The organism is Pseudomonas sp. G3-39 (assembly GCF_054790485.1).
The window spans coordinates 3035189-3054990 of the sequence record NZ_CP186497.1 but is presented as its reverse complement, the minus strand read 5'-3'; the positions used below and the strand labels follow the sequence as shown (position 1 = coordinate 3054990).

General features: G+C 57.1%; 20 protein-coding genes and 1 pseudogene. 12 read left to right on the top strand and 9 right to left on the bottom strand.

All coding sequences use genetic code 11. The features are described 5' to 3' along the window. Nucleotides 1-172: 172 nt before the first annotated feature. The gene (locus tag ACOYXG_RS13515) at nucleotides 173-1555 is read right to left on the bottom strand and encodes an aspartate aminotransferase family protein (protein ID WP_460358365.1); all 1383 of its coding nucleotides are present in this window, start codon (nucleotides 1553-1555) and stop codon (nucleotides 173-175) included. A gap of 159 nt (nucleotides 1556-1714) precedes the next feature. Between ACOYXG_RS13515 and ACOYXG_RS13510 the strand changes: the two genes are divergently transcribed. Then, nucleotides 1715-2323 carry a TetR/AcrR family transcriptional regulator gene (locus ACOYXG_RS13510; RefSeq protein WP_096796743.1) on the top strand — a complete coding sequence of 203 codons (609 nt, stop codon included), beginning with the start codon at nucleotides 1715-1717 and terminating at the stop codon, nucleotides 2321-2323. Nucleotides 2324-2329: 6 nt separating this feature from the next. Here ACOYXG_RS13510 and ACOYXG_RS13505 read toward each other — a convergent pair whose 3' ends face one another. The 3 genes from ACOYXG_RS13505 to ACOYXG_RS13495 form a co-directional block, all read right to left on the bottom strand. Further along, nucleotides 2330-2653 (bottom strand): hypothetical protein, encoded by a 324-nt coding sequence (locus ACOYXG_RS13505; RefSeq protein ID WP_256584842.1) that lies wholly within the window; start codon nucleotides 2651-2653, stop codon nucleotides 2330-2332. A gap of 176 nt (nucleotides 2654-2829) precedes the next feature. Continuing rightward, the gene (locus ACOYXG_RS13500) at nucleotides 2830-3480 is read right to left on the bottom strand and encodes a DUF3313 domain-containing protein (RefSeq protein WP_460358362.1); all 651 of its coding nucleotides are present in this window, start codon (nucleotides 3478-3480) and stop codon (nucleotides 2830-2832) included. 56 nt (nucleotides 3481-3536) lie between these two features. Continuing rightward, the gene (locus tag ACOYXG_RS13495; RefSeq protein ID WP_460358359.1) at nucleotides 3537-3860 is read right to left on the bottom strand and encodes a hypothetical protein; all 324 of its coding nucleotides are present in this window, start codon (nucleotides 3858-3860) and stop codon (nucleotides 3537-3539) included. A gap of 165 nt (nucleotides 3861-4025) precedes the next feature. Here ACOYXG_RS13495 and ACOYXG_RS13490 point away from each other — a divergent pair, with 165 nt between their 5' ends. The 6 genes from ACOYXG_RS13490 to ACOYXG_RS13465 all read left to right on the top strand — a co-directional run bounded on the left by ACOYXG_RS13490 (nucleotide 4026) and on the right by ACOYXG_RS13465 (nucleotide 10630). Next, nucleotides 4026-4736, top strand: coding sequence for a response regulator (locus ACOYXG_RS13490; protein ID WP_027614282.1), 711 nt, complete (start codon nucleotides 4026-4028; stop codon nucleotides 4734-4736). After that, the gene (locus ACOYXG_RS13485; RefSeq protein ID WP_460358355.1) at nucleotides 4733-6061 is read left to right on the top strand and encodes an ATP-binding protein; all 1329 of its coding nucleotides are present in this window, start codon (nucleotides 4733-4735) and stop codon (nucleotides 6059-6061) included. Before ACOYXG_RS13490 ends, ACOYXG_RS13485 begins: the two co-directional genes overlap by 4 nt. 62 nt (nucleotides 6062-6123) lie before the next feature. Then, nucleotides 6124-7308: a DUF2252 family protein gene (locus tag ACOYXG_RS13480; RefSeq protein WP_460358353.1), complete on the top strand. Its 1185-nt coding sequence runs from the start codon at nucleotides 6124-6126 to the stop codon at nucleotides 7306-7308. 93 nt (nucleotides 7309-7401) lie between these two features. Further along, a complete protein-coding gene (locus tag ACOYXG_RS13475) occupies nucleotides 7402-8691 on the top strand; it encodes an NAD(P)/FAD-dependent oxidoreductase (protein WP_460358350.1) in 1290 nt (429 codons plus the stop codon). 13 nt (nucleotides 8692-8704) lie between these two features. Then, on the top strand, nucleotides 8705-9262 hold the full coding sequence (locus tag ACOYXG_RS13470) for a helix-turn-helix domain-containing protein (RefSeq protein ID WP_027614278.1): 558 nt from the start codon (nucleotides 8705-8707) through the stop codon (nucleotides 9260-9262). 21 nt (nucleotides 9263-9283) lie between these two features. Beyond that, on the top strand, nucleotides 9284-10630 hold the full coding sequence (locus tag ACOYXG_RS13465; RefSeq protein ID WP_460358347.1) for a glutamine synthetase family protein: 1347 nt from the start codon (nucleotides 9284-9286) through the stop codon (nucleotides 10628-10630). 351 nt (nucleotides 10631-10981) lie between these two features. On the opposite strand, the gene ACOYXG_RS13460 is transcribed toward ACOYXG_RS13465, so the two are convergent. The 3 genes and pseudogenes from ACOYXG_RS13460 to ACOYXG_RS13450 form a co-directional block, all read right to left on the bottom strand. After that, nucleotides 10982-11674: a PA1136 family autoinducer-binding transcriptional regulator gene (locus ACOYXG_RS13460; RefSeq protein ID WP_219737903.1), complete on the bottom strand. Its 693-nt coding sequence runs from the start codon at nucleotides 11672-11674 to the stop codon at nucleotides 10982-10984. A 23-nt stretch (nucleotides 11675-11697) separates the two neighbouring features. Further along, the gene (gene hchA / locus ACOYXG_RS13455; RefSeq protein ID WP_336836303.1) at nucleotides 11698-12576 is read right to left on the bottom strand and encodes a glyoxalase III HchA; all 879 of its coding nucleotides are present in this window, start codon (nucleotides 12574-12576) and stop codon (nucleotides 11698-11700) included. Nucleotides 12577-12818: 242 nt separating this feature from the next. After that, nucleotides 12819-12932: pseudogene (locus tag ACOYXG_RS13450) on the bottom strand (FAD-dependent oxidoreductase); the annotation flags it as partial. 510 nt (nucleotides 12933-13442) lie between these two features. Between ACOYXG_RS13450 and ACOYXG_RS13445 the strand changes: the two are divergent. From ACOYXG_RS13445 to ACOYXG_RS13430, 4 genes are all read left to right on the top strand, one after another. After that, nucleotides 13443-13985, top strand: a complete 543-nt coding sequence (locus tag ACOYXG_RS13445) for a redoxin domain-containing protein (protein ID WP_460358344.1) — start codon at nucleotides 13443-13445, stop codon at nucleotides 13983-13985. An 11-nt stretch (nucleotides 13986-13996) separates the two neighbouring features. After that, complete coding sequence (locus ACOYXG_RS13440) at nucleotides 13997-14536, top strand: DsbA family protein (RefSeq protein ID WP_070086726.1); 540 nt, start codon at nucleotides 13997-13999, stop codon at nucleotides 14534-14536. A gap of 98 nt (nucleotides 14537-14634) precedes the next feature. Next, on the top strand, nucleotides 14635-15735 hold the full coding sequence (locus ACOYXG_RS13435; protein ID WP_460358341.1) for a low temperature requirement protein A: 1101 nt from the start codon (nucleotides 14635-14637) through the stop codon (nucleotides 15733-15735). 226 nt (nucleotides 15736-15961) lie between these two features. Then, a complete protein-coding gene (locus tag ACOYXG_RS13430; protein ID WP_025569629.1) occupies nucleotides 15962-16264 on the top strand; it encodes a putative quinol monooxygenase in 303 nt (100 codons plus the stop codon). Between the two features lie 89 nt (nucleotides 16265-16353). On the opposite strand, the gene ACOYXG_RS13425 is transcribed toward ACOYXG_RS13430, so the two are convergent. Together ACOYXG_RS13425 and ACOYXG_RS13420 are read right to left on the bottom strand one after the other, a co-directional pair. Beyond that, nucleotides 16354-17337 (bottom strand): LLM class oxidoreductase, encoded by a 984-nt coding sequence (locus ACOYXG_RS13425; RefSeq protein ID WP_096795983.1) that lies wholly within the window; start codon nucleotides 17335-17337, stop codon nucleotides 16354-16356. A 361-nt stretch (nucleotides 17338-17698) separates the two neighbouring features. After that, nucleotides 17699-18859, bottom strand: a complete 1161-nt coding sequence (locus tag ACOYXG_RS13420) for an IS30 family transposase (protein WP_096795984.1) — start codon at nucleotides 18857-18859, stop codon at nucleotides 17699-17701. Nucleotides 18860-19420: 561 nt separating this feature from the next. Between ACOYXG_RS13420 and ACOYXG_RS13415 the strand changes: the two genes are divergently transcribed. Then, a complete protein-coding gene (locus ACOYXG_RS13415; protein WP_027611746.1) occupies nucleotides 19421-19780 on the top strand; it encodes a hypothetical protein in 360 nt (119 codons plus the stop codon). Nucleotides 19781-19802 lie beyond the last annotated feature (22 nt).

Here is a 19802-nt window from a genome sequence, read left to right as displayed (position 1 = left end):
CTCTGATGATGGGCACGATCATCCGTGCCGGATTGAGCCGATGTGCTGAGTTCAAGGCATACCTGATTCCCTTGTAGGAGTGAGCCTGCTCGCGATAGCGGTCGATCAGTTTAGATCGATGTTAATGACACACCGCTATCGCGAGCAGGCTCACTCCTACAAGGGGTATGCGTTACAGCACGCCGTATTCGCGAGCCGTGCGTTCCACGGCGATGCGTGTCTTGTCGACCAGTTCATCCAGCTCGACCCGTGTGGCGATCAATGCCGGGGCCATGATCATCCGGCCCAGCGTCGATCGAATGATCAGGCCTTCCTCAAAACCAATGGTGCGGCAGCGCCAGGCGATGTCGTTCTCGTTGGCGAAACGCTTGCGGGTGGCTTTGTCTTCGGCGAACTGCAATGCCGCCACCAGTCCGACGCCCTGAACCTCACCCACCAGCGGGTGGTTGCCGAACACTTCGTGCAGGCAGTTCTGCAGGTACGGGCCGGTGTCGTTTTTCACCTGAGTGACCACGCCTTCATCGCGCAACGCCTTGAGGTTGGCAATCGCCACCGCAGCCGCCACCGGGTGCCCGGAGTAGGTCAGGCCGTGAGCGAACACGCCGCCTTTTTCCACCAACGCCTCGGCCATGCGTCGCGACAGGATCAACCCACCCATAGGGATGTAGCCGGAGGTCAGGCCTTTGGCGATTGACAGGGTGTCCGGTTCAAAACCGAAGGCCTGGTGCGCGAACCATTCGCCGGTGCGACCGAAACCGCCGATGACTTCGTCGGCGCACAGCAGCACATCATATTGGCGGCAGATACGCTGGATTTCCGGCCAATAGGTGGCGGGCGGAATGATCATGCCGCCAGCGCCCTGGAACGGTTCGGCGACGAACGCGGCGACCTTGTCGGCGCCCAGTTCGAGGATCTTGTCTTCCAGTTGCCGTGCGGCGCGCAGGCCGAATTCTTCCGGGCTGAGGTTGCCTTCGTGGGCGAACCAGTACGGCTCGTCGATGTGCGCCACGTCAGGGATGGTGCCGCCCATTTCGTGCATGAATTTCATGCCGCCCAGCGCCGTCGCGGCCAGGGTCGAGCCGTGGTAGCCGTTCCAGCGGCCGATCATGATTTTCTTCTCGGGCTGGCCCATCACCTGCCAGAACTTGCGCACGGTGCGGATCAGCACTTCGTTGGCTTCCGAGCCGGAGTTGGTGTAGATCGCGTGGCTGTAGTGCTGGGGCAGCAGGCTGAACAACAGCTCGGAGAGCTCGATCACCTGCGGGTGAGTGGTGTGGAAGAACATGTTGTAGTAGGGCAGTTGTTGCAGCTGCGCGGTGGCGGCAGCGGCCAGGTCCTTGCGCCCGTAACCGAGGTTGGTGCACCACAGGCCGGACATGCCGTCCAGGTAGCGATTGCCGTCGTTGTCCCACAGCGCCAAGCGATCACCGCTGACCATCACCCGCGGGCCTTCCTCGTTGAGCGCCTTCTGGTCGACGAACGCGTGAATGTGGTGGGCGGCGTCGGCGGCCTGATAATCGCGGGTGCTACGGGTCGGATCGAATTCGGCGGACATGGCGGTTCTCCAGAGAAACGGGGCAAGTGGGTGCGCGTTCATTCCAGCGGTGCACGGCCAATATTTGTCACTTAAAAATATTTTTGTAAAGAAAATATTTGTCGGTGAAAAAAGAAATCCGTAGGCTGACGCCGATCAGCAAGACAGGACATCAGCACCATGAGCGGGCTCAGAGAACGGCAAAAGGAACAGCGCAGGGAAGTCATCGCGCAGGCAGCGCTGGAGTTGTTCAAGACCAACGGTTTTGCGGCCACCACGCTGGACCAGATCGCGGTCCAGGCCGGGGTTTCCGCGCCGACGGTGGTCAATTATTTCGGTGGCAAACAGGAGATTCTGCTGGCCTTGCTCAAGCAGCCGGACGAGCAGGCGATGCGCGATGCGCGGGCCAATCTGGACGACGACAGTGATCCGCTGGAGGCGCTGTGCGAGTTCGAAGGCTTGATGACCGACTATCAACTGCAAGCGATGCCGGCCTCGTTGTGGCGTGAACTGGCGCCGTTTCTGCTCACGGGCGAACTGGCTCAGGCGTTGAGTCCGTGGAATGCGGCGGTGATCGAAGAGACCAAGGCGCTGCTCGGGCATTTTCAAGCGCAGGGCAAGGTGCGGGCGTCAGTCGATCTCGATGTGGCGGCGACGCTGTTCAACCAGTACGCGAACATGGCGTTTATCCGTCTGGCGACCGAGCCTGAGCCGGACCGGGCAGCACATGCCGAACACATGCGCGGTGTGCTGGGTTTGATCTGCCATGGCATTTTGAGCAGCGAGTAGTGGTTTTCAGGTTTTCGGCAACCACGGCTGCATCTGCTCCAGCATCCCGCGTCCGCCACGGCGCAACCCGGCGGCCATGGTCAGCCACGACAGCTCGGTAATGATCACCTCGCGGGCCTGCAGCAAGCGCACTTCGCCCGCCGTGCCACCGGCCGTTCCGCCATCCGGCATGTACACTGTCATCCAGTCATCGAGACTTTCCACCACCAGACACAAGCGCCAGCCTTGTTCTTCGGCAATCAGGCCGACCTTCGAGCCGTCGGGGTTTTCCATTCCGGCAAAGCGTGTGGTGGTGTCCTTGAACAACTGGTAACCCGGCAGATTGCTCAAGACCTTGTCTACGGTGTTTTCGATCGCTGAAAGTCTCTAGTGACTAGTTGCCAGACACACCGCTTTCGCGAGCAGGCTCGCTCCCACATTGGAATGCAGTTCCCCTGTGAGAGCGGGCTTGCTCGCGAATAGGTCAGCACATTCAGTGAGCAAGGCTAGCTGAAAAAGTCGCTCGGCTAACGACGGGTCGCCAGGTAGGACTTCCCAAGATCACTGGCCCAACCGTCCAGCACCGCTTTGACGTCATCGGCGGTCAGCACCTGTTGGTCGTTTTCCAGCGGTAGTCCGATGCCCTTGCGCACGACTTCGGCGACCACTTCGCCGGTTGTGCCGTCCTCGAACGAGACTTCGGTGGTGATTTCGCTGTCCTGATCGCGGATGCCGGTTGCGGTGCTCACGCCGGCGGCAATCAAGGTCACCGGGAGCCATTCATAAAAACGCAGGCCCTGGGTGCTGGCGGCGACGCGGGTGATCGCCGGTCTGATGGTCAGGGTGTTCGGGCCGGGTTGCGGCATCAGGCGCATGACCTTGCCCAGTTCCAGCCTGAGCGCGGCGTCGTAGTAGTCGGTGACGCCGGACAGCGTGCTCAGCGGGATCCGCTCGGTCGGCGCGGCGCTCGGGTAGAACTGGCTGGGCGCCAGATAGGCCTGGGTGTAACGCCCCCGCGCCAGCGCCGGGCTGACCCAACCCAGCACCGTCTGCCCAGATGGCGACTGGCGCTCGCTGAGCACGCTGTAATCGTGCAGAAATCCGGTGTACTTCTGCGGTTCGACGGTTTTGCTGCTGCAGGCCGAAAGGCTGAGGGACGCCGTACACAGTACCGACATCAAGCAATGGCTTCTGATCATGCGAATCCTTGTTTTGCGCTTTTGCCTCGCGTCGTTCAAGCGCGGGCAGTGATTGGGGAGGAGAGCGGCGTGGTGTTGTCCGAGCATTCGATGTGCAGCTGGCCGTGGCTCATGATCCATTGGATCAGGTCGGCGGTCGGAATCGAATGCACGTACTCCACCCATTGCGAATCGCCGGGGCCGTACTGCTCGAAATAGCGGCGCAGGACGATTCGGCTTTGATCATCTGACAGGCCCAGGCAGAACTCCTGGAACAACAGCGGCGTATCCTGCTCAGGCGCGCTGGTGCGCTGGCTGAGAATCAACGGATAGCGGGCGTCGTGGCCCTCGGCGGTATAACGGTTGTGCAATGCGCTCATTGAATGCCCCCCGGTTGTTGATGGCGTGCAGGGTGCCTGAGGGGTTTTGCCGCAGAATGTCCGCTTGATGTCCGGGACGACGGAATGTTGCTCGATTGAAATATATGACCCGCCCGCCAGAATAGTTTTAGATGCGTTCTTTTTTGGCCTGAGGATCCTGTGCCCGTGAGCAGACTGCTGATCGTCGACGATGACGTGGAAATTCTGGCCCTGCTGAAAAAGTTCTTCGTCCAGCACGCCTACGAGGTCGATGTTGCCGCCGACGGCGCAGCGATGTGGGCGGCGATTGCCCAGCAGCGCCCGGACACGATCATTCTCGACCTGATGCTGCCCGGCGAAGGTGGCCTGAGCCTGTGCCAGAAAGTGCGCGCGCAGATGGGCATTCCGATCATCATGCTGACTGCCATGGGCGAGTTGAGCGACCGGATTGTCGGCCTCGAACTGGGCGCCGATGACTACGTCACCAAACCGTTCGCCCCACGTGAACTGCTGGCGCGCCTGCGCGCCGTGCAGCGTCGCGCCGGTGAACAGGTCAGCCCCGCGAGCGAGCCGTCGCGGCCGGTGATCGCCTTCGCCGGTTGGCATCTGGACATCACCTGTCGCGAGTTGCGCTCCCCGGAAAACGTGATGATTCCGCTGTCCGGCGGCGAGTTCGATCTGCTGGTGGTGTTTCTCGAACACCCGCAGCGCATTCTTACCCGCGAACAATTGATCGACCTGTCTCGTGGTCAGGGCCACGACGCCTTTGATCGCAGTATCGACGTGCAGGTCAGCCGCCTGCGGCGCAAGATCGAGCCGGACAGCAAACGCCCGGACCTGATCCGCACCGTGCGCAACGGCGGTTACATGTTCACCGCCAAGGTCACTCGTTCATGATCCATCGATTCCTGCGCCGTGATCCGCTGAGTCGGCGGATCGCGCTGACGATTGTCGCGGCCATGCTGGCTTCGCTGGCACTCAATTTCCTGTTCGTGGAGGTTGCGGGGACCTGGGCGCGGCCACCGATTGAACGTACCGGTTTGCTGGAGCAGATTGCCGCGACCGTCAAAGTGATCGAGGCCGCACCAGCGCCTTTACGCCCGAAACTGGCGCACGCAGCAACCGGCCCGACGCAGGAGGTGACCTGGAGTGCGCACCGCGACGAACTTGGATTGCCAGCAGGTGGCACGCAGCTCATCGCCAACAAGACGTCGGGGTTGCATCAGTTGTTGGGCGATGAGCGAGACATTCGGGTGTTCAATCCCGCTGACTGGCCGAGCGGCAGTCCGCTGGCGCGCTATGCGGCGCTGATTCAACTGCCGGATGCCAGTTGGCTGTTGTTCTCTTCGCCCGAACGCTCCTGGGGCCTGGACATCGGCACGCGCATCGCAATCATCATCGCCCTCGGCCTGATCGCCACCGTGCTGGTGGCCTGGCTGGCCACGCAGCAACTGGCCAAACCGCTGCAACGCTTTGCCAGCGCCGCCCGGCGTTTTGGCGGAGATCTGCGTGCGCCGCCGATCAAAGTCGAAGGCCCCGACGAGATCCGCCAGGCGATCATCGCCTTCAACACCATGCAGGCGCAGATTCAGCACTACATCAGCGAACGCACGCACATGCTCGCGTCGATTTCCCATGACTTGCGCGCACCGCTGACCCGTATGCGCCTGCGCAGCGAGTTCATGGAGGACTTTGATCATCAGGGCAAACTGATCCGCGACATCGAAGAAATGCAGTCGATGATCAACGCGGCACTGGCGTTCTTTCGGGAAGACACTCAGCCGGAGCAAAGCACCGCGTTCGACCTGTCGGAACTGTTGCAGACGATCATCGACGACTACCGCGACCAGAACATTGCCATCGATTTCCACGGCCCGGCGCATCTGGTCTACGAGGGCCGCCCGCTGGGGATCAAACGGGTGATCGTCAATCTGCTGGAAAACGCCGAAAAGTACGCGCAGCAGCCGGCAATCGCCCTGAGCAGCGACGGTTACAGCGTGTGCATCGACGTCAGTGACAACGGGCCGGGGATTCCCGAAGCGTCGTTGCAGCGGGTGTTCGACCCGTTTTTCCGCCTGGAAACCTCGCGCAACCGGGAAACCGGTGGCGTCGGGCTCGGGCTGTCGGCGGCGCGGGCGATTGTGCGCGAGCAGGGCGGCGAACTGAGTTTGAGCAATCGCAGCAGCGGTGGCTTGCTGGCGCGGGTTGAGTTGCCTTTGTAATACTTTGAAACATTTGCTCGTGACGGGCGGTCAACAGGACACATTCACTGCAAGAAGCGTCCATGAAAACCCCACGGCCCTCCGCACGTCTTGAACCGCTGTCACAACTGCGCAATCTGAAAATGGCTCGCTCCGCCCACGCCTATGTCCGTGGCAGTACGGTGCAGTTTTATGAGTGGCTGCACAGCCAACCGGGCCGCAACTTACCGAAGGGGCCGGCGGTGTGGATCTGCGGCGATTGTCACGCCGGCAATCTCGGGCCGACCGGCGATCTGAAGGGGCGCATCGACATTCACATCCGCGACCTCGACCAAACCGTTATCGGCAACCCCGCGCATGATCTGGTGCGTCTGGCGCTTTCCTTGGCCACCGCCGCCCGAGGTTCGGACCTGCCCGGCGTCGCCACCGCGCGCATGCTTGAAGAGATGATGCGCGGCTATGAACAAGCATTCGAAGACGACGTCGACAAAGAGCCGCCAAGACCCGCGCAAGTCAAGGCCGGCATGCGCAGCGCGGTGCAGCGCACCTGGAAGCATCTGGCCCAGGAGCGCATCGAGAGCACCAAACCAACTATTCCGCTGGGCAAGCATTTCTGGTCGCTGTCACGGGAAGAGCGCAGCGCGCTGAAATCGCTTTGCGCAACGCCTGACGTCCATACGCTGGTGACGTCCCTGAAGGGGCGCTCAAAGGACGACCGGGTGAAAATGCTCGACTCGGCTTATTGGGTCAAAGGCTGCAGCTCGCTGGGGCTCAAGCGTTATGCGGTGTTGCTGGGGGTGGGCGAGGGCGACGATCAGGAATATTGCCTGCTGGATATCAAGGAAGCGATTGCCGCCGCCGCACCTCGGGTGGCGCGAGCCGCGATGCCGCGCGACAACGGCAAACGCGTGGTCGAAGGTGCGCGGTTTCTCTCCCCGGGCCTGGGCAATCGGATGATCGCCACCCGCGTGCTCGACCATGGCTTCTTCATCCGCGAACTGCTGCCACAAGACATGAAACTGGAACTGGATCAGTTGAGCCAGACCGACGCGATGCTCGCCGCCGGCTATCTGGCCCGGGTCGTGGGGCTGGCCCATGCCCGGCAGATGGACATGAGCACTCGGGCTTCATGGATGCGTGAACTGCAAGCGTGTCGCTCGAAGACGCTGGATGCGCCGTCGTGGCTGTGGATCAGTGTTGTGCAGTTGGTTGGTAAACATGAGAAAGGTTATCTGGAGCATTGCCGGCGTTATGCGCTGGAGCATTGATCTGTGTGAGTGAAACAGTTGTCGGTTGCCGATATGAAATTTGTTCTGTAGATTTTCATGAAATTATAAGAAATAAATTTCATGAGGCGCCGAATGTTTCAGCAATCCCAACAGCATGTCGCCAGTTATTACGCCCACAGTTGCGCCGATATTCTCAGCACACGGCCGGCGCTGGAAGGTGCGCACGACACCGACGTGGTGATCATCGGCGCCGGTTTCAGTGGGCTGCACACCGCGTTGCGTCTGGCCTTGGCCGGCAAGCGCGTCACCGTGCTGGAAGCCAGTCGCGTGGCGTGGGCCGCGTCGGGACGTAATGGCGGACAGGCGATTCTGGGCTGGTCGTGCGACATGCCGCCGCTGGAAGCCGCGCTCGGCCATGAGCGCGCCAGGCGTCTGTGGGACGGCATGCGTTGGGCCGCGCAGGAGCTGCGTGAATTGCCCGGGCGGCATGGTTTCGATTGCGACTATCGCCCCGGCCATTTGTGGACGTCGGTGATGCAGCGTCGAGTCAGCCTGCTGACTGAGTGGCAACACGAAGCCAGTCACAAGTGGGGCCACGACGGTCTGCAGTTCATTCCTCGTGAAGACTTGCCGCAATGGGTCGCCAGCGATCGTTATCAGGCCGGCCTCTTTGACGCCGAAGGCGCGCACCTCAATCCGCTGAAACTCGCCCTCGGCCTGGCCGCCGCCATCGAGCGTGCCGGCGGGTATATCTACGAACAAAGCAAAGCGCTGAGCTATCAGCGCGAAGGCGACGGTTACCGGGTCAACACCGAGTACGGTTCGGTGAAGGCCGACGTGCTGGTGTTGGCCTGCAATGCCTATCTCGATGAACTCGATCCGCAACTCTCAAGCTGCATCCTGCCGGTCGGCACCTATCAAGTCGCCACCGCACCGCTGACGCCGGAGCAAGCCACTGCGCTGCTGCCGAGCAACGTCTGCGTGACCGACAACCAGTTCGTCCTCGATTACTTCCGTCGCACGCCGGACAACCGCTTGCTGTTCGGGGGCGGCTGCACCTATCTGGGCGGTATGCCCAAGGACATTGCGGCGGCAACTCGGCCGTTTCTCGAACGCGTGTTTCCGCAGCTTAAAGGTGTAGAGGTGGAATTCGCTTGGGGCGGGCATATCGATCTGACCATGAACCGTACGCCGGATGTCGGCGGCGAGGGCAATCGTTATTGGCTTCAGGGTTATTCGGGGCACGGCGTGTTGCCGACGCTGGCCGCCGCCCGTGCGGTGTCCGATGCGATTCTCGGGAAGGACGATGAGTTGGCGTTGTACCAGGGCCTGAGCAATGGCCGTTTCCCCGGCGGCAAGCACTTCGCCGCACCGCTGGAGGCCATCGGCAAGGCCTGGTATCGGCTGCGCGACAGCATTTGATGAGATTTTGATCATGAACAAGCAAGAAGAAATCGCCGCGCTGGCGATCCTGATCCACGACCTGCGCAAGCACAAGAAATACACCCTCAAAGAGCTGGCCGACAAGATCGGCCGTTCGGTGGGTTTTCTCTCGCAGGTCGAACGTGGGCTGTCGCGCCCGACCGTGGCCGACCTCACCGCGATCAGTGAAACCCTCGGTGTGCCGACCACCTATTTCTACAGCCTGCCCAAAGCCAAACAAGTGCCGTGGGTCACCCGTCCAGACGAACGACGCACGCTGTATTACGCCAACGGCATCACCGACATTCTGGTGTCGCCGCAGATGCGTGCCTCGTTCTCCATGCTCGAAAGTCATCTGGAGCCGGGCGCGAGCAGCGGCGACCGCCACATGAGCGACAGCTCGGAGCAGGGCGGTTACGTGCTCGAAGGCGAACTGACCTTGTGGCTGGGCAACGACGACGAGCCGGTCACCTTGAGGGCCGGAGACAGCTTTCAATTCGACAGTCACACCCATTGCCGTTACGGCAATCTCACCGGGCAGCTGACTCGCGTGCTCTGGGTCTACACCTGATAACAACAAAGGATGAACACGATGGACGCTGTCTGCTCTGACCTGCTCGCCGAAGTGCGCGCGTTTCGCCAACGTTACCCCGAGGTGCGTTATGTCGACCTGATTTCCTTGGACATTCCGGGGCACTTTTACGGCAAGCGCTATCCGGTGGACATGCTCGAAAAAGTCGCTGCAGGCAGCGCCTTGAAACTGCCGCAGAACTGCGTGTTGCTGGGCGTGCAGGGCGGTCTGTTCAAGATCGGCGATTACTGCTTCAACGACGGCGACCCGGACGCTGTGCGCCGCTTGGTGCCGGGCACGCTCAAACCGGTGACCTGGGAAGCGCAACCGCTGGGGCAGATGCTGATTACCTCCGACGGCACCGCCAAACCGATCGAATTCGAACCCCGCGAGGTATTGGCGAAAGTGCTGGATCGACTGGCAGCCAAGGGTATTCACCCGGTGGTGGCCTTCGAACTGGAGTTCTATCTGTTCGACAAAAAACTTCGCGACGGCCTGCCGCAATTCCCCCGCGACGAACTGACGGACGATACCGATGATCAGCCGAACATGCACATCGAGCGTCTGTCGCGCTTCGCCCCGGTGCTCGACGAAATGGTAGAAGCAACGCGAGCTCAGGGCATTGACGCCACGGTAATCACCGCCGAGCTGGGGCCGGGCCAGTTCGAAATCAATTTCGGCCATCTGGACGACGGCTTGCGTGCCGCCGACTGGGCGGCGCTGTTCTGTCGCAGTACCCGTGGAGTCGCGCTCAAGCATGGCTATCGCGCCAGCTTCATGGCCAAACCGTACGTGGAGCATCCGGGCAGCGGCATGCATGTGCATGTCAGCCTGTATGACGCGGCCGGCAATAACCTGCTGGCCGCCAATCACCAGCAAGCACTGCGCCATGCGGTGGCCGGTTGCCTGGATCTGCTGCCGCACAGCATGCCGATCTTCGCCCCGAACCAGAACGCCATGCGCCGCCTGAGCGGCACGGTGAACACCGCGACCAAGGCGAGCTGGGGTTACGAGGATCGTGACGCCTGCCTGCGCATTCCTGAATCCGACACGAAAAACCTGCGCATCGAATACCGACTGGCCGGCGCCGACGCCAACCCGTATCTGGTGCTGGCGGCAATTCTGGTGGGTCTGGAACATGGTCTGGAATCAGGCAAGGAGCCGATCCCGCCCCTCAACGATGACCGCAACAGCGGCATCGATTTCCCGACGGAAATCCTCAACGCCGTGCGCGCGCTGCAGCATCAGCCGCAACTGCGTGCAGGACTGGGCGCCGAGTTTGTCGACGTGTATTGCGAGAACAAACGTCAGGATCACCTGGCGTTCATGCAAGAGATCAGTGCGCGGGAGTATCGCTGGTATTTGTGATCACTGGTTCAGCACACCACATGAATCGGGTGCAGGGGCCGCGATGACCGGATGGAATTCAGTACCGGTGAATTCCATCGCTCATCAAAATTGAAGAGCGTGCCAAGAGGTATTTTGAACACGGGGCGTGAGGATGGCGGAAGAACGGCTTCGAATGACGTTTGGAGATAATCCAACGCCATCCCGTGTAATGTCTGCGCTGAGTTGGAAATAGTTGACGTTGGCTGGCAGCTATCGGCCAAAAGCAGGCGCTCGGGAGTGGCGTCTCGCGGCCAACAGTGGACACTCAATCAGTTGATGAGGAAATTACTTGGAAGTCCAAACCGTCTAGCACTCGATCTTGCCGCGTCCTTACCCATCGATCTCGCCGTTACGAATGGCCATCCTGATGGCTTGTGCTGTCGTTGTCACGCCCAGACGTCGGCGTGCTGAGCGCAGGTGATTTTCAACTGTACGCTCCGACAAACCGAGAGTCGCTGCAATATCCGCTTGCCGTCTTCCGGCAGCCGTCCATTCCATGACTTCGCGCTCTCGCGGGGAAAGGGTTCTTAACGCTTCGTCCAATGGCGCCTCAAGCAACCGCCGAGCCGCGAAAAAAGCGGCCGTCGCAACCAGGCTGAGTCCCAAGCGCACCCGCGCGCTCCCATCCACCGGCTCCCCCCCCAAGCTCATTGCGCCCTCAAGCCCCTGTGGACCAAAAACTGGCACCTGCAACCCCTGAATTCCTGGTCCACCTGGAGAACGAATCATCCGGTAACGCTCTTCTCCCTTGACCTGCTCTTTCTGCCAGAAGAAGGATTGCCGAGCATTCAAAAGGTGACGAGTCACCGGACAATGTCGAACGTAAGTCTCGGCATCCACCGCTTGACCGTTATCGAACCAATCGCCTTCGACCCAGTAGATATGCTCAACCACTTCCTCACTTGCCGTCGATGCAGAAAACAGCACGAATCGATCATAACCGTAGGGTGTGGCGAAACCCCTGACGGATTTCTTGATTGATTCAAGCGTGCGCGCCGTCTCTATCTCCAGAGCAGCGCGCATCGCTGTTTCGGCCGGCCCGTCGCTCACTCCGATGCAACCTCTTTCAACAATGCTTCAGCTGCCAACTTGCCCAGATTGTTGCCTGCCAATGGGCTGTCGCCGGTCAGCAACTTGCGGTCTTGGAGCGTCGCACCTGAAATATCCTGATTGATGATCTCAACTCCCAAGGATTTCAACTGCTCACCAAATTTCCACGTCAGATGCCCAGGCATATACCCTATGTCGGGCGTCTTTGCGTCGAGACTGTCTGGAAATGCGCAGATCTTGTAGCCGTTGAATATGAAGGAGTTCCTTGACTCACCAATGCCCGCCGCGAGCATTGCTGCTGGGCCGTGACATAAGGAAATCACAAATTTGTCGTTGGTGATTGCCCAATGCAAAGCCGCTTTCACGTCGGCACTCTCCGGCAATCCAATCAGCGCGCCGTGCCCGCCAGGTATGAAAACGCCGATGTAATCCGAATCCTGCCCCAGCGCCTTCTCAACCACTTCGCACAGCTTCAAAGGTTTTTTGAACTGCTCACGGTATTTGGCGTAGAAATCCTTTACCTCGGTATCTTCGCTAGGCATGGCCCAGAACTCGAATTTCACTGGATTGCCTGACAGGGTCGCAACGTCGAACGCGAAACCGGCTTTGTCGAGGTGATACATGGGCAACAATGTCTCGACTGGGTGATTACCGGTGGAAAACATTGTTCCGTTGTCGGTCAGTAAATAGCGCTCATCGGCGCCAATCAGCAAAATCTTCCAGCGGCCACCTCGGTAGGGATTAGCGTAATCCGCATCACTCAGATCAGATTTTGGCGAGGTAAATTGGCTAAGCGAGTATGGGGAGGGAAAAAAGGCATTGTCCTCCGCCTGATCCGGAGTGGGGCGCTTGTCGTCACTCTGCAAGGTAGTCATGGGTTTCTCCTACGAATGGGCCGATTGCCGAGGTTCATGCTAGTAGCGTGAGGTAGGCCCAGCAATGAGGGTTTTCCCTTAAAGAAATATTCCTCACACATACAGCGCGCCGATCGGCTACTTTCGGCAAAAAGCGGTCAGTGACAATATTCGCAAAGGCTACCGCTCAGCTTCCCGAAGACCGATCTCGACTATTCGTTAGGTACAGCACCATCGCTGCACGAGCCGCATCTTTGATTACCTTCAGCCTCAACCAAGGTGATATTCCCGCCTTTATCACCCAGGTGATACGCCAGCGAAGCGCCCACGATGCCGGCACTAATGACAACGACTCGTTTGTCCAGAGCATTTCCCATATCAACCTTCATTCTGTCGACCTGAAGGCGGTGTCAGTGTCTGCCTCTGGTCGGTTTCTGCTTGTCGTAACGGGCAGCCGTTGTCGTCCAGAAAGCAGATGTAGATTTGTCTGAAGTGGCGAAATAGCTTCCAAAATCATCGTGTTAAAGCGCCGCCTGAAATGGCAGCAAGATAAGCGCGTAAGTGTTGTTGGCACTTGAGGGTACCGAAAATTCGTTCAGCGACTACGGCAAGCGTCATCAACGACTATAGTCATTGGTGAGCCAGAGCGAATCTGACCATTCCCCTGCCAACCTGGCCTAATCCAATTCCGCGATTACACGGCGGATCTTCTTGTGTTCCTTGATGCGGAACGTGAACGTTTCGCTGCCGAAATCACTCAGGCTCAGGCTGAGATCGAGGCAGCGTTGTCTTTTTTTGAACCCCTTGATGGTGGATGGAGTTATCCCGCCGGGCACGTCGCATCCCTCTGAGCACGTCCCAACAACCCATCTATCAAGGTTCAAGCAATGAATACTTTAGAGTTCGATGATGCACAAAAAACCAATGGCGACCTGGTTCAGGGTCCGCTGCCGGCCGGCACTGTCGCGCCCGACTTCACTCTTCACGCAACCCCTGATCAACAGTTGTCGCTGCGTGAGCTAAAGGGAAATCCCGTGATATTGGCGTTTTATCCCGCTGACTGGACTTCGGTGTGTGGTGACCAACTGACCTTGTACAACCAGTTGCTACCCACATTCAGAGAATACGGTGCGGCGCTACTGGGTATCTCGGTTGACAGCGCCTGGTGTCATCAGGCCTTTGCCAAAGATCGGAATTTTCACTTCAGCCTGCTGGCCGATTTCGAGCCCAAAGGGGCGGTGGCACGACAGTATGGAGCGTACGAATCCCAGCTCGGAGTTTGTAAGAGGGCACTGTTCGTGATTGACAAGGAGGGGGTGGTCGCCTGGAGCTGTGTCTCACCAATGGCAATCAACCCTGGGGCGGACGGCATTCTGGATGCGCTGGATGCTCTGGTGAATTCGCCACAAGGCACGCCAATCAAAAATTAACAGGTGATTACATGGCCACTCTCAAAGTCCCGGTAAGTGCCAACGACCATCGTCAGGGAAGTGCGCATGCCAAGGTCACCTTGGTGGAATTTGGCGACTATGAATGTCCCTATTGCGGTGAAGCGTATTGGATGGTCAAGAATCTGCAGCAGCATTTTCGCGATGATTTGCTGTTCGTGTTCCGTAACTTTCCTCTGACCACCGCTCATCCGCATGCGCTGGGTGCAGCGGTCACCGCGGAGTATGCCGGGAGTCGAGGGTTCTTCTGGGAGGCTCACGACGAATTGTATGAAAATCAGGATCGATTGGGTCTGCCGCTGTATCGCGCCATTGTTCTCAAACACGGCCTTTCCAGGGAGGAATTCGATCTTGCAATGCAAGAGGATACTTACATTCCCAAAATACAAGCCGATTTCAATGGCGGTGTACGCAGCGGCGTGAATGGCACCCCAGCGTTTTACATTGACGGGCTTCGCTATGACGGAGTTCCAGAGTTCATCGGGATGAGTCAGATGATTGAGCTTTTGTTAGTGCGTGGACGAAATCGCTAGAGAACCAAATCGGCTTGGCATCACCCACATCGGAGCCGAGGAAAAACCAACGTTAGCTTCCTTTTACATTAAAGAGGTGGACACGGAGCCGGCAACTAATGAAATCTTTGAAGTATTATGAAGAAAATCGACACGCCACATGGTTGGAGTTGTTTTTTGACCTGACTTTCGTTGTTACGATAGGCCAGGTTACGCACACTCTCGGACATGTTCATGAAGGCCACTTTGAACATAAGCAACTATGGACATTCTTACTGCTTTTTGTACCGTTGTGGTGGATCTGGTCCAGTCACACGATTTACTCCAACAGGTTTGATACAGACAGCAATCTTCACCGTTTGGCAACATTATTCATAATGCTCCTGCTCATTGTGCTGTCGGCACGGATCGGGGAAGACCTGGAAGTGAACTACCCGCTTATTATTGCTTGCTATTTTGGTATACGTGCGATCATCAGTGTTATGTATATTTCGTCCATTAGTAAACTCGATTCTCGCGGCGAACTTTCCTCAAGGCTCGGCTTCGCCCTATTAGTTAGCGCAGTTATTAGCCTTTCATCCGTTATTTTTGACCCGCCCTTGCGTTACCTTGTTGCTTATATTGGGATTGTTCTTGATATTCTGTTTCCTGTATTTTTCTGGACTAAATTAAAACCGTTGCCAGCACACACAGAGCACTTGGTTGAGCGCATAGGCCTACTCACCCTAATCTTATTGGGGGAGTCAATTATTAGCCTTTCCGGAGGCTTATCTAACATTCAATGGGGTTATTACAATGTGATGGCGGCCATCACCGGATTCATCATGATTTGCAGTATCTGGTGGATCTATTTTGATAGTTTTTACTTATTGAACAAACATCAAAGCGGTATGAGTGGGCACGCCTTGATCTACTCGCACCTTTTTCTTTTTATGGGGCTGGCACTCCTGGCAAATTTGATCAGGCATGCGATCCTGAATGACATTGCGATGCGCGATTTCCAGATTATGTCGATCACCGGCATGGTCTTGTTTTTCCTGGGGAAGCAATATGGCTATTTCATAGCTGTGAGTCGAATAAGGAAATACATACTGCAAAACACCTTGATCGTGTTTTCTTTAGGTGGGTTAGTTATATTTCTACCGCGTGTCGAGTACATATTGGTCGGCTTGACAGTCACCATGATCTGTTATGTTCTCCTGAATTTCAGATATCGTTGAGTCTTGATTATCAGGCCACAGCTCGGGAAAAGTGATCACGCGGCTGGTATGCGGTTTGCGCGCTGCCTACTACGTCATTCTCAGTGTCCAAGCGACATGCGACGCTACCCTTGGTCTCTTTGGGTTTGTAATCCTGGTGTCGTCGACCATAGTTAATTACCGGATGCCCCTTTTAGCTATTGCGACCAGATAGCACCAGCCGCATCGTAACAACAGGAGCCACGTCATGGTCAAAGTAGCGTTGTTCGTTCGTCTGGAAGCAAAACCTGGGAAAGAGAAAGAGGTGGAGCGCTTTCTCTTGAGCGGCCTTCCTTTAGTGGAGGAGGAGCCAGCCACTACAGCCTGGTTTGGAATCCGCTTGGGGCCGTCTACCTTTGGCATCTTTGACGCATTCCCGGATGAAGCGGGCCGGCAGGCTCATCTTTCGGGCAAGGTCGCGGCGGCGCTTATGGCAAACGCTGCCGAGCTGTTTGCCGAACCGCCATCAATCGAGAAGGTTGACGTCCTTGCGGCCAAGCTGCCCGGTTAAGCAAATCCAACAGGAAGTTCCATTCAGTTCGGGGAGGCTCACGATGGCTTCGTCAAGTGAGCATCCGTCGGCGTAGCAGTGACCGATCCTCAATGCGCTGCCGGACGCGGCTGCACTCCGAACTGCGCAACGATGTGCGTACCCAATTCCTCAATAACCTCCGCCGCAGGGCGCTTGCCATATTTGAGATTGAGAATGACGTGGTCCACGCCGATTTCCTCAAGCGACTCCAGCAAAAACCGTAGATGGTAACGTCCAAGTTTGAACCCCAAATGGATACGTGTGGGTGGCGTGGACGGATTCTCATCGAGATCGATGTACAGCGACTGAGTAAAGGGCTTGTACACAGAGCCACATTGCCTGGTGACCTCAAGCCGCCAATCTTCCACGACCAGCCGCTGCATATTCGGTATGCGTGGATAGTTGATCCATCCGTTGCTCTCACGCGCGATCCAATCCAGTGACTGGCGACTGTTGCCGGTCACCAGCATTGGAATGAATTGGGTGGTGGGTTTCGGAATCAGGTCTGCGCCGTGCATTTCGCCAGTGCTCCAGTGGATGGGCTCAAAGCTGGTGCTGTGGGCTTGCCGAATCACTTCGTAGTGTTCTCGAAAGATTTCTCCACGCCTTTCGGGATCGACACCAAAAGCCGAAAACTCCACCGGCCGATCTCCCGAAGCCACCCCCAGAATCAAGCGACCTGTGCTCAACTGATCGACGCTGGCTGACGCCTTGGCCGTGTGCAGGGGATGGTGCAAAGGGATGGCAATGGAAGCGGTGCCAAGCGCAATCTCCGAGGTATGAGCAGCCATATAGCCCAGGTACACCCAGGGGTCGAAGACTTGGCCGACATCGCCGAAGCCAGGGTCGCGAAGCGGCACGTCGCGAAACCAGAGCGCGCAGAAGCCCAGCGCCTCGGCTTGTTTAGCCAGTGTGACCTGGTTGAGCATGCTCGGAGTGTCCCCGTCGAACGCCTCCATGGGAAAGAATAATCCAAGGCTCAAATGCCCCTGAGTGAAGGTTCGGCTAAACCCTAGATGCTGCTGGTAAGGAATCGTGCTCGGCCGATACATACGGATTGACCTCATGGCAGAACGTGAACAGCGCCCCCGTTTCCAGAGGTGCTGCGGCATCGGTCGCTTTTGAACGACAGGTGGGGGACTGGGTCTGGCTTTTACCCGTTGCGCCGTACTGCTGGTCGTGTGGACCGGATTCAGGGGGCAGTTGCTGGCGATAGGCGCGGGTCGGTCCGGGTGGGTGTTAAGTGGACGGTCAAAGGAAGTCAGATCTCTCGGCTCTATACCACCAGATGGGCAAGGTGTTCGAGGAATCATTCTATAAGCGTAGGCGGTTTTGCAGCTCTCCGCCATATTCTTACAATCGAGCCGCTGGCGTGCGAAAGTCGCGTATCGAAGGCAGTTATCGGTTGTGGATTCAACCGGTCGACGCAACAGATTGGCTAAATCGTTCTGCCGGTGTTTCGTAGTCTAGCGTTTTCCGAGGGCGGCTATTTAGCTGCCTTGCCACTTCATTGAGCGTGGCTTGCGAGTGCTCCGCAAGGTCGGTTCCTTTCGGGAAGTACTGCCTTAACAACCCGTTGGTGTTCTCATTTGATCCTCGTTGCCAAGGACGATGAGGATCGCAGAAGTAGACTTTGATGTCGGTAGCCACCGTAAAGCGTTTATGGTCAGCCATCTCTTTACCGCGATCCCAGGTCAGCGATTTGTAGAGTTCTTGGGGCAAGTTACGGGCGTTTTCAATTAGGGCGCTGATGACCGTCTCGCTATCCTTACCGTCCAATTTCACTAGCATTACGTAGCGGGTATGTCGCTCAACAAGAGTGGCAATTTGGCTGTTCCTGCTACCGCACAGCAGGTCGCCTTCCCAGTGACCTGGCACCGCCCGATCCTTAGCCGCGGCCGGGCGTTCACGGATCGATACAGCATCAGTGATTCGTCCGTGATTTTCTTTTTTCTGAGTGTGATGACGCGAGCGACGCATGGCCCGCGTGCGCCGTAAATGCTCAAGCAACTCCTTCTTCAGAGCCCCGCGAGCCTGTATGAAGAGCGTGCGATAGATCGTCTCGTGTGACACCTGATAGCTCGTATCGTCCGGGTACGTGCGCTTCAACCAACCGGCAATTTGTTCCGGTGACCACTGCAATTGAAGCTTGTCTGCAACAATTTGCGCCACCGTTCGGTTCTCAACAAGTTTGCAGACCTTGGGTCGATGGGCGCGATCCCAGGCAGCCTGATCAGCTTGATTAGCCCGGTAGCATCCTTGGCCACCGTTGCGTCTGATCTCACGGCTGATCGTAGAGGCTGCTCGCCCTAGCAACGCAGCCATGGAACGGATCGAGTTACCTGCCACCACGGCACGCGAAATCTCTTCACGCTCAGCCAACGTCAGCGCCAATCTGGATCTGCGGCGTACAGCGGGTCTGATACCGCCTGTTTCCGCCAAGATGCGCTGTATCGATGAATGGTTTCGATCAAATAGTTGGGCGATGTGCTGGAGAGAGTCGCCTTTCTGCCAGTGATCCCACATCAGTTTTTTCTGGCTTTCGGTGTAATAGATCCGAGGTCTCTGCTTCATCTGCAACACTCCTTCTGCTTACACAGAATTTAGTCGTGTTGCGTCGACCGGTTGAATCCACAGCCAGAAGGGGTCATTCAAAGGATGTTTGTCAGTCTCTAACTATTATTTCTGCACACTTTTTTTGCTTTATGGAGGTGCACCAAATAATTCATATGCGCTCCTTTTTGATGCTGTTGCAGCCACATCTCCACAATTAAAGGCTCCGTTGGTCGTGATTTATTTGCCAAAATGGTGCATAAAAAATAGTTTGACAGCGCAGTTTGGTTGAACATTAATTATCAGGGCGCTCAACTGGAATGTGAAACACACTCTGCTACGGTTCGTGTTTAAGGGTTGCTACTTCGTATTGAGCAGTTGTCGTCTCACGCTCTTCCCCCAAAATTGTAGATTTGACAGGGTAGCTCTCGCGGACTACTGTGATTTCGTATTTGTTCTGCTTGCCATATCTCTAGTGATCTCTTCCGAGAGTTTCCATGTTGGACCAATCCGCTTCTCGGATTGGAAGCTTCTGAAAGTAAGCGTGTTAATCACCCATCAAATACGTAGAGGCTAGCAAGAATGGAATCTCAAACGTACGAAGTTGTCATCGGCAATGAACGAAACCTGGATAAGCCAATAGTTGCTCTGACCAACTGTGAGGTTGCTTTTTCAAGCAAGGAAGAACTGGATCTATGCATTGTCGCGGTAATGGAGTCTGATGAGCGATTGGGTGCTCGACCGGTTGAGGCCGTTTTCTACGATTGGCAGCTTGCGACTGTGGTAAGGGGGTTGACCATGTTTTTCGGCGTAAGATGGTATGATCGAGAGTATTTCGAAAAGAATCGAGATATATACAAGAATAGAATGCACGGCCACCTCTTTTCTAAGTTTGGTGTGAGCGCAGAAAGCTTTAAAGTCAATCATTTTGTAGCAGGCTGATTCGTGTGAAGGGGTCGCCATG